Here is an 8,348-nt window from a genome sequence, read left to right as displayed (position 1 = left end):
GGGAGAGGGGCAGGGTGAGGGGTAGCCACGAACTCCGATCTCGCTTGGGGCTCCCCCTCACCCTGCCCCTCTCCCATCGCAAGTCGGGCCTGCCCGACTTGCGCCAATCACCAATGCGCAACCGGGGTAGACCCCGGTTGCGTGGGAGAGGGGGCGCAGCGGAGCAGGTGGCGCGAACCCGCCCACAAACGCAGAGCAGCGGGAGCGCAACCCCATGCTGACCATGATTGGCAAGCGCCTGATGTTCGCGATTCCTTCGCTGATCGGGGTCGTCATCGTCACCTTCCTGCTGACCCGCGCATTGCCCGGTGATCCCGCGGCGTATTTCGCCGGCCCCGCCGCAACGAAAGAAGCCGTCGAGCAGATCCGGAAAAAACTCGGCCTCGACAAGCCGCTGATCGAGCAGTTCTTTCGCTACACCAACGATCTCGCCCATGGCGATTTCGGCAACTCGCTCACGACCGGCCAGCCGGTCGCAGCCGAGATCCGCAACCGCCTGCCGGCCTCCGCCGAGCTGACGCTGCTCGGCCTCATCGTCTCGGTCGTGATCGCGATTCCGCTCGGCGTGCTGGCGGCGACGCGGCCGGGCTCATGGGTCGACCATCTCTGCCGTGTGACGACGACGGCCGGCGTCTCGCTGCCGGTGTTCTTCACAGGTCTGGTGCTGGTCTATGTGTTCTATTTCCGGCTCGGCTGGTCGCCCGCGCCGCTCGGCCGGCTCGATGTGTTCTACAGCGCGCCGCCGACAGTGACCGGCTTCTATCTGATCGACACCCTGATCGCGCGCGACTTCGAGGCGTTCCGTTCGGCATGCAGCCAGCTCATCCTGCCGGCGACGACGCTTGCGATCTTCTCGCTGGCGCCGATCGCGCGCATGACGCGCGCCTCGATGCTGGCGGTGCTGTCCTCCGAATTCGTGCGCACCGCGCGTGCCAGCGGCCTGTCGCCGGCGACCGTCATCGTCACCTACGCCTTCCGCAACGCGATGCTCCCCGTCATCACCACGCTGAGCATGGTGTTCTCGTTCCTGCTCGGCGCCAACGTGCTGGTGGAGAAAGTGTTCGCCTGGCCAGGCATCGGCTCTTACGCCGTCGAAGCGCTGATCTCGTCGGACTTCGCGCCGGTGCAGGGGTTCGTGCTGACCATGGCGGTGATGTACGTGCTGCTCAATCTCGTGATCGACATTCTCTATGGCGTGATCGACCCGCGCGTGCGGTTGGAGGGCTAATCATGAGCACCGTTGCGCCTGCTGTTGAACCCGTCGGCCCCGCGCGCACGTCGGGTCTCGTCGCGCTCCTCGACCAGACCCGCTACGTGCTCGGCGAGAACAAGGTCACCGGCTTTGCATTCGCGCTGCTGATCGTGATCCTCCTTGCCGCGATCTTCGGCCCCTATGTGGTGCCGTATGACCCGCTGGCGTCCGACACCGTGGCGTCGCTGAAGCCACCGTCGGCCGCGCACTGGTTCGGCACCGATCAATTGGGCCGTGACATCTTCAGCCGGGTCGTGGTGGCGACGCGGCTCGATACGTTCATCGCGGTCGCCTCCGTCGCCCTGGTGTTCCTGATGGGCGGGCTCGCCGGCATCGCGGCCGGCTATTTCGGCGGCTGGACCGATCGCATCGTCGGCCGCGTCGCCGACACCATCATGGCGTTCCCGCTGTTCGTGCTGGCCATGGGCATCGTCGCCGCGCTGGGGAACACCGTGCAGAACATCATCCTGGCCACCGCCATCGTGAACTTCCCGCTCTACGCCCGCGTTGCGCGCGCCGAAGCCAATGTCCGCCGTAACGCCGGCTTCGTGCAGGCCGCGCGTCTGTCCGGTAACGGCGAATTCCGCATTCTGCTCGTGCATATCCTGCCGAACATCATGCCGATCATGATCGTGCAGATGTCGCTGACCATGGGCTACGCCATCCTCAATGCCGCCGGTCTCTCCTTCATCGGCCTCGGCGTCCGTCCGCCGACGGCGGAATGGGGCATCATGGTCGCCGAAGGCGCCGGCTTCATGGTGTCAGGCGAATGGTGGATCGCGCTATTCCCGGGCCTCGCTTTGATGATCGCCGTGTTCTGCTTCAACCTCCTCGGCGACGGCCTGCGCGACATCGTCGACCCCCAGCGGAGGACGTGATGGCTGGGTTAGGCGTACTTTTTTGTTCGAAATTGCCCAATGAAATCAACCTCATTCTACTGTGCATGGGGTTGTTTTCGCCATTTTTAGTTGGGAGGTGCCCATGACCGCCCCGCCGCTGCTCGACGTCCAGGACCTTACCGTCGAATTCACCACCCGCCGCGGCATCGTCAAGGCGGTGCAGCACGTCAACATTTCCGTCGCCAAGGGCGAGACGCTCGCGATCGTCGGCGAGTCCGGCTCCGGCAAATCGGTGACTTCCTACGCGGTGATGCGCATTCTCGACCGCGCGGGGCGGATCGCCGAAGGCTCGGTGATGTTCTCGGGCATCGACGTCAAGGCTGCGACCGAAGACCAGATGCGCGATTTGCGCGGTCGCGAAGTCTCGATGATCTTCCAGAATCCGCGCGCCGCGCTCAACCCCATCCGGAAGGTCGGCGACCAGATCGAGGACGTGCTGCGCACCCATGTCCAGCAGGCCATGGTTTCGGACCGCGGCGAGAAGGCGATCGAGGCGCTGGAGCAGGTCAAGATCGCCCGCCCGCGCGAGCGCTATCACGCCTATCCGTTCGAATTGTCCGGCGGCATGTGCCAGCGTGTCGTCATCGCGCTCGCGCTCGCCTGCAATCCGCAGCTGCTGATCGCGGACGAGCCGACGACTGGCCTCGACGTCACCACGCAGAAGGCGGTGATGGACCTGATCGTCGAGCTGACCAAGCGCAAGGCGATGTCCACCATCCTGATCACGCATGACCTCGGCCTTGCCGCCGCCTATTGCGACCGGGTCGTGGTGATGGAGAAAGGGAGGGTGGTCGAGACTGCGAAAGCTGCCGACATCTTCGCCAACCCGCAGCACCCCTACACCAAGAAGCTGATGCGCGCGACGCCGCGGCTTGGCGTGAGCTTGCGGGATCTGTTGCCGGAGGAGGAGGGCGCAGCCGTCATCGCCGGGCCTGACCGGGCCATCCATCAGGCTTCGCAGGACGAGGCCAGGAAGAGCGGGCAGCCCCTTCTCCTCATTGACAAGCTGGTCAAGGAATATCCCCGCCAGGGCGCCACCGCCACGCTCGGCAAATTGTTTGGCCGCAAGCCGCCGATCGAACCGGATGTGTTCCGCGCGGTCGACGGCATCAGCTTCTCGATCGGTCACGGCGAGAGCGTCGGCCTGGTCGGCGAGTCCGGTTGCGGCAAATCGACCACGTCGATGATGGTGATGCGGCTGCTAGATCAGACCTCGGGGCTGATCCAGTTCGACGGCGAGGACATCGGCGGCATTGCGCCGGCCGGCTTTGCCCGGCTGCCGCAGCGCAGCCGCATCCAGATGGTGTTCCAGGATCCGACTGACAGCCTCAACCCGCGCTTCACCGCCGTGCGTGCCATCGCCGATCCCATCATGCAGCTCGGCGACGTCAGGGGGCGCGACGCGCTCCGCGCCCGCGGCGAGGAGCTCGCCACCATGGTTGGCCTGCCGCACAATCTGCTGGATCGCTTCCCGCACCAATTGTCGGGCGGCCAGAAAGCCCGCGTCGGCATCGCCCGCGCCATCGCCCTGCACCCGAAACTCGTCATCCTGGACGAGCCGACCGCCGCGCTCGACGTCTCGGTCCAGGCCGTGGTCCTCAATCTGCTCCAGGACCTGAAGGCGCGGTTAGGTATGAGTTATCTGTTCGTCTCGCATGATTTGAACGTAGTGCGCTTGTTGTGCGATCGTGTCATTGTCATGCGGTCGGGTCGAATCGTCGAGGAAGGATCTTCCGAGAGGGTCTTGAGCGATCCGCAGGACGACTACACCAAGGAGCTGCTGACGGCGATCCCGCATCCGCCGCTGCAGACGCAGGGCGCACACTGAGAGCTTGTTTGGGAACGTGATGGCCGAACCGCTGGACGATTATATCGACGCTGTTACCAAAGCGTTGGCGTTGCCCGTCGAGGAAGCATGGAGGGCGTCCATCCGCGCCAATCTCGAGGTCTCGCTGCGGCTCGGCCGCCTCGTCGACGAATTCGCGCTGCCGGACGAGACCGAGCCGGCGCCCGTGTTCACGGTCTGACGCCGCCATGACGACCAAGCCAGAGATGACGGCCTCCGAGATCGCGAGCGCGGTTGCGGGCCGCAAGATGTCCGCGCTCGATGCGACCGAAGCCGCGCTTGCGCGCATCAAGCAGCACGACACCATCCTCAATGCGTTTACCGACATCACCGCCGATCGCGCCCGCGCCAAAGCGCGCGCAATCGATGCCGATATCGCCGCCGGCAAGTCCGTCGGCCCATTGGCCGGCGTGCCGTTCGCGGTGAAGAACTTGTTCGACGTCGCAGGCCTCGCCACGCGCGCAGGCTCGAAGATCAACCGCGATCGCGCACCCGCCACGCGCGATGCCACGCTGATCGAGCGCATGGAAGCGGCCGGCGCCGTGCTGGTCGGTGCGCTCAACATGGGTGAATACGCCTATGACTTCACCGGCGAGAACGTCCATGACGGTCCCTCGCGCAATCCGCATGACACGACGCGGATGAGCGGCGGCTCCTCGGGCGGATCCGGCAGCGCCGTCGGTGGCGCGCTGGTGCCGATCGCGCTCGGCTCCGACACCAACGGTTCGATCCGCGTGCCGTCCTCGTTCTGCGGCATCTTCGGCCTGAAGCCGACCTATGGCCGGCTCTCGCGTGCGCGTTCGTTCCCGTTCGTCGCGAGCCTCGATCATCTCGGCCCGTTCGCGCGCTGCGTCACCGATCTCGCGCTGGCCTATGACACGATGCAGGGGCCGGATGCGGACGACGCCGCCTGCACCACCACACGTGGTCTGGAGCCGACGACACCGCTGCTTGCCAATCCGGTGTCCGACCTGCGCATCGCGATCGCCGGCGGGTACTTCCAGACCAATTTGTTTCCGGAAGCTGTCGAAGCCGTCAGCCGCGTCGCCAAGGCGCTGGGCGCAACGCGCGTGGTGGACGTGCCCGAAGCTGCGCGCGCCCGCGCGGCGGCCTATGTCATCACCACCACCGAGGGCGCCTCGCTGCATCTCGATCGGCTGCGCAAGCGGCCGAACGATTTCGATCCCGCCGTGCGCGACCGGCTGATTGCGGGCGCCATGGTGCCGGCGCCGCTGGTCGACCGCGCGCAAAAATTCCGCCGCTGGTATCGCGCGCAACTCGCCGAGATTTTCAAATCCGTCGACGTGCTGATCGCACCGGCGACGCCATGCACCGCGCCGAAGCTCGGCCAGGTCAATTTCAATCTTGGCGGCGTCGAGATGCCGGTGCGCGCCAATATCGGCATCCACACCCAGCCGATCTCGTTCATCGGCCTGCCTGTGGTCGCCGTGCCGGTGCCGCTCGATCCGCTGCCGATCGGCGTGCAGATCATCGCCGCGCCATGGCGCGAGGACATCGCGCTGCGCGTCGCGTTCGCGTTGGAGAAGATGGGTGTTGCCGCCGCGCCCAGCCCAAGAGGATTTTGAGATGGAGATCGATCTCCCCGAGGTGATCGCAGACGTCAAAGCTGCGTTCGAGCGCTATGAGCAGGCCCTGATCACCAACGACGTCGCCGTGCTCGGCGAGCTCTTCCGCAACGATCCCCGCACGCTGCGCTATGGCATCGGCGAGAACCTCTACGGCTATGAAGCAATCTCCGGCTTTCGCGCCGGCCGCTCGGCGGTCGGCCTCAATCGCCGCACCGCGAAAACCGTGATCACCAGCTATGGCCGCGACACCGCGGTTGCCTCCACCCTGTTCTATCGCGACACGATGCCGGGCAAGGTCGGCCGGCAGATGCAGACCTGGGTAAAATTCCCGGAGGGCTGGCGCGTCGTCGCCGCCCATGTCAGCATCATCGACGAGTCGAAAGAGACCTGACCGTATGACGCTTGACGATCTTCCGCCCGGAGCGCTGCCGGCCGAACCGGCGGTGCCGCGTGTCGATCGTGCGTCGCCATCCGCGCAGAAGGTCACGCGCGCCGAGGAGCTGCGCCTGCAGCTCGCCGACGAGATCGTGCGCGGAGCTCTGCCGCCCGGCGCGCCGCTTGACGAGACCGACATTGCGCGCCGCTTCAGCGTTTCGCGCACGCCGGTGCGGGAAGCACTGCGCCAGCTCGTGGCAAGCGGCCTCGTCGAAGCGCGCGCTCATCGCGGCGCGGTGGTGGCGCAGCCCTCGTTCGAACGGCTGACGGGCATGTTCGAGGCCATGGCGGAGCTTGAGGCGCTGTGTGCGGGTCTTGCCGCCGAGCGCATGTCCGCCACTGAGCGTCACGGCCTGGAAGCCATCCACGAAGAACTGCGGGTGTTGAGCTACGCCGGCAATCCCGAGCGCTTCCACGAGGTCAACGAGCGCTTCCACAACGCGATCTATGCGGGATCGCAGAACGGCTACATCGCCGAGATCACGCTGGCGACGCGCGTGCGCGTACAGCCGTTTCGCCGCGCCCAGTTCCGCAATCTCGGCCGTCTCGCCAAGTCGCAAGCCGAGCACGACCGCGTTGTCGTCGCCATCATGCGCGGCGACAAGCAGGGCGCCGCCGCCGCGATGCGCGCGCATATCGAGCTGGTGCGCGGGGAGTACGAGATCTACGCGGTGTCGGTTTAGGGGCGCGCGCACGGTTGCGTAGGGTGGGCAAAGGCGCAAAGCGCCGTGCCCACCATCTCCCCAAGCTGACGGTGATGGTGGGCACGTTTCGCTTTGCCCACCTACGAGACCTACGCTGTCGTAGCTTCCGCCATATACTTCCGCCAGCCGCCATACGCGGTGATGTCGCGAGCCTCGCCCAGCACCTCGGGCTCGACGAGAAATCCCTTGACGCTGCGGCCATCGGCCAGCCGCACCGTGCCGATCGCCATCGGCGCGGGAATCGCGTTGACGAACTTGCCGAAGGCGGACGACGACAGCGACCAGATTTCCAGCTCGATCGACGCGCCCTTGCCGGCCTCGACGCGCAGCATGCCCGGCTTTGGCGGCGTGGTCTTCAATGCGTAGAGCTTGTAGTCCGCCGCGGTCCTGGTTGCCTCGATCAGCTGGCCGTTCAGCGCTTTCAGTTCGCCGTTCAGCGCCATGCCGGACAGATGCGCGCCGACCACGGCGATGGGAATCTCGTCGACGCCGCTCGCGGCAAGCGGCGCCAGCGCGGCTTGCACGACGCCCTTTGCGCCAAGCGTCAGTTTGGTATCGGCATGGAACACGCGGCCGATGCTGGCGAGCAGCGCATCGTGCCCGGTGGGTGCAAGAATTGTGATGCCGAACGGGATGCCGTCGGCGCGCATCGCCGCCGGCAGCGCGAGACCACAGAGATCGAGCAGATTGACAAAATTGGTATAGGTGCCGAGCCGGCTGTTGAGCTCGACCGGATTGGCCCGCACCTGCGCGGTCGTATAGGCCGTCGGCGCCGTCGGCAGCACCAGAGCGTCGATATTGGTGAAGGTGCGTTCGGCGATCTTGCGCAGGCCCTGCAGACGATAGAGCGCGGAGAAGGTGTCCGTCGCCGTCAACCGCGCACCGGCCGCGGTGATCTCGCGCGTCACGGGATGGATCGCCTCCGGTGCCGAGGCGAGCAGGTCGCGGATCACGAGATAGCGCTCGGCCACCCACGGTCCCTCGTAGAGCAGTCGGGCCGTCTCATAGAACGGCTCGAGGTCGAATTCGACGAGCGTTGCCCCAAGCGCGGTCCAGCGCTTCAGCGCCTCGGCGTAAGCCGCTTCCGCCTTCTTGTCGCCGAAGAAGATCAGCTGTCCGCTGCGCGGCACGCCCAGGCGCAGGTTTGCCGGGAGCGGGGTGATCGCGCCAAGCGGCCGGTCGCGCGAGAACGGATCTGCCTGATCGGGACCTGCCATCACGGAGAGCGCCAGCGCGGCGTCGTCGACCGTCAAAGCGAATACCGAGATGCAGTCGAGCGTCCGGCAGGCCGGCACCAGGCCAGCGGTCGAAATCATGCCGAGGCTCGGCTTGAGACCGACGATGTTGTTGAGCATCGCCGGCACGCGGCCTGAGCCGGCGGTGTCGGTGCCGAGCGACAGTGGCACCAGCCCGGCGCCGACGGCGGTGGCCGATCCCGAGCTCGAGCCGCCGGGAATGAGGTCCTCGCGGATCGCGTTTCTGGGGATGCCGTGGGGCGAGCGCACGCCGACAAGGCCGGTCGCGAACTGGTCGAGATTGGTCTTGCCGATGATGATCGCGCCGGCGGCGCGCAGCCGCTGCACCGCGGTCGAATCATGTGTCGGGGTATACGAGAAGGCCGGG

The 8,348-nt window shown here is 66.3% G+C and carries 8 protein-coding genes; 7 read left to right on the top strand and 1 reads right to left on the bottom strand.

Going from position 1 to position 8,348, the window contains the following annotated elements; all coding sequences use genetic code 11:
- The first annotated feature begins 214 nt into the window (after positions 1-214).
- The 7 genes from IVB32_RS37655 (at position 215) to IVB32_RS37625 (ending at position 6,704) form a co-directional block, all read left to right on the top strand.
- Positions 215-1,228, top strand: coding sequence for an ABC transporter permease (locus IVB32_RS37655; protein WP_018456013.1), 1,014 nt, complete (start codon positions 215-217; stop codon positions 1,226-1,228).
- A gap of 2 nt (positions 1,229-1,230) precedes the next feature.
- Positions 1,231-2,130: an ABC transporter permease gene (locus tag IVB32_RS37650; RefSeq protein ID WP_018456014.1), complete on the top strand. Its 900-nt coding sequence runs from the start codon at positions 1,231-1,233 to the stop codon at positions 2,128-2,130.
- A gap of 103 nt (positions 2,131-2,233) precedes the next feature.
- A complete protein-coding gene (locus tag IVB32_RS37645; RefSeq protein WP_247413047.1) occupies positions 2,234-3,979 on the top strand; it encodes an ABC transporter ATP-binding protein in 1,746 nt (581 codons plus the stop codon).
- 19 nt (positions 3,980-3,998) lie between these two features.
- Positions 3,999-4,178, top strand: a complete 180-nt coding sequence (locus tag IVB32_RS37640) for a DUF4089 domain-containing protein (protein ID WP_018456016.1) — start codon at positions 3,999-4,001, stop codon at positions 4,176-4,178.
- A 7-nt stretch (positions 4,179-4,185) separates the two neighbouring features.
- A complete protein-coding gene (locus tag IVB32_RS37635; RefSeq protein ID WP_247370474.1) occupies positions 4,186-5,583 on the top strand; it encodes an AtzE family amidohydrolase in 1,398 nt (465 codons plus the stop codon).
- A 1-nt stretch (position 5,584) separates the two neighbouring features.
- A complete protein-coding gene (hpxZ, locus tag IVB32_RS37630) occupies positions 5,585-5,977 on the top strand; it encodes an oxalurate catabolism protein HpxZ (protein WP_018456018.1) in 393 nt (130 codons plus the stop codon).
- A 4-nt stretch (positions 5,978-5,981) separates the two neighbouring features.
- On the top strand, positions 5,982-6,704 hold the full coding sequence (locus IVB32_RS37625) for a GntR family transcriptional regulator (RefSeq protein WP_085384934.1): 723 nt from the start codon (positions 5,982-5,984) through the stop codon (positions 6,702-6,704).
- Positions 6,705-6,814: 110 nt separating this feature from the next.
- Here the strand turns inward: IVB32_RS37625 and atzF are convergent.
- Positions 6,815-8,348 (bottom strand): allophanate hydrolase (gene atzF / locus IVB32_RS37620; RefSeq protein WP_247413045.1); only part of this gene is annotated, 1,534 nt, incomplete at its 5' end.

It is taken from the genome of Bradyrhizobium sp. 23, from assembly GCF_023073295.1.
Taxonomy (GTDB): domain Bacteria; phylum Pseudomonadota; class Alphaproteobacteria; order Rhizobiales; family Xanthobacteraceae; genus Bradyrhizobium; species Bradyrhizobium canariense_D.
The sequence above is the reverse complement of the archived record's forward strand: the minus strand, read 5'-3'. Positions and strand labels throughout refer to the sequence as shown.

Bases quoted from the DNA above. Each gene is read 5' to 3' on its own strand.
- IVB32_RS37625 (WP_085384934.1), top strand. From the start codon at position 5,982: ATGACGCTTGACGATCTTCCGCCCGGAGCGCTGCCGGCCGAACCGGCG.
- IVB32_RS37655 (WP_018456013.1), top strand. From the start codon at position 215: ATGCTGACCATGATTGGCAAGCGCCTGATGTTCGCGATTCCTTCGCTG.
- IVB32_RS37640 (WP_018456016.1), top strand. From the start codon at position 3,999: ATGGCCGAACCGCTGGACGATTATATCGACGCTGTTACCAAAGCGTTG.
- IVB32_RS37650 (WP_018456014.1), top strand. From the start codon at position 1,231: ATGAGCACCGTTGCGCCTGCTGTTGAACCCGTCGGCCCCGCGCGCACG.
- hpxZ (WP_018456018.1), top strand. From the start codon at position 5,585: ATGGAGATCGATCTCCCCGAGGTGATCGCAGACGTCAAAGCTGCGTTC.
- IVB32_RS37635 (WP_247370474.1), top strand. From the start codon at position 4,186: ATGACGACCAAGCCAGAGATGACGGCCTCCGAGATCGCGAGCGCGGTT.
- IVB32_RS37645 (WP_247413047.1), top strand. From the start codon at position 2,234: ATGACCGCCCCGCCGCTGCTCGACGTCCAGGACCTTACCGTCGAATTC.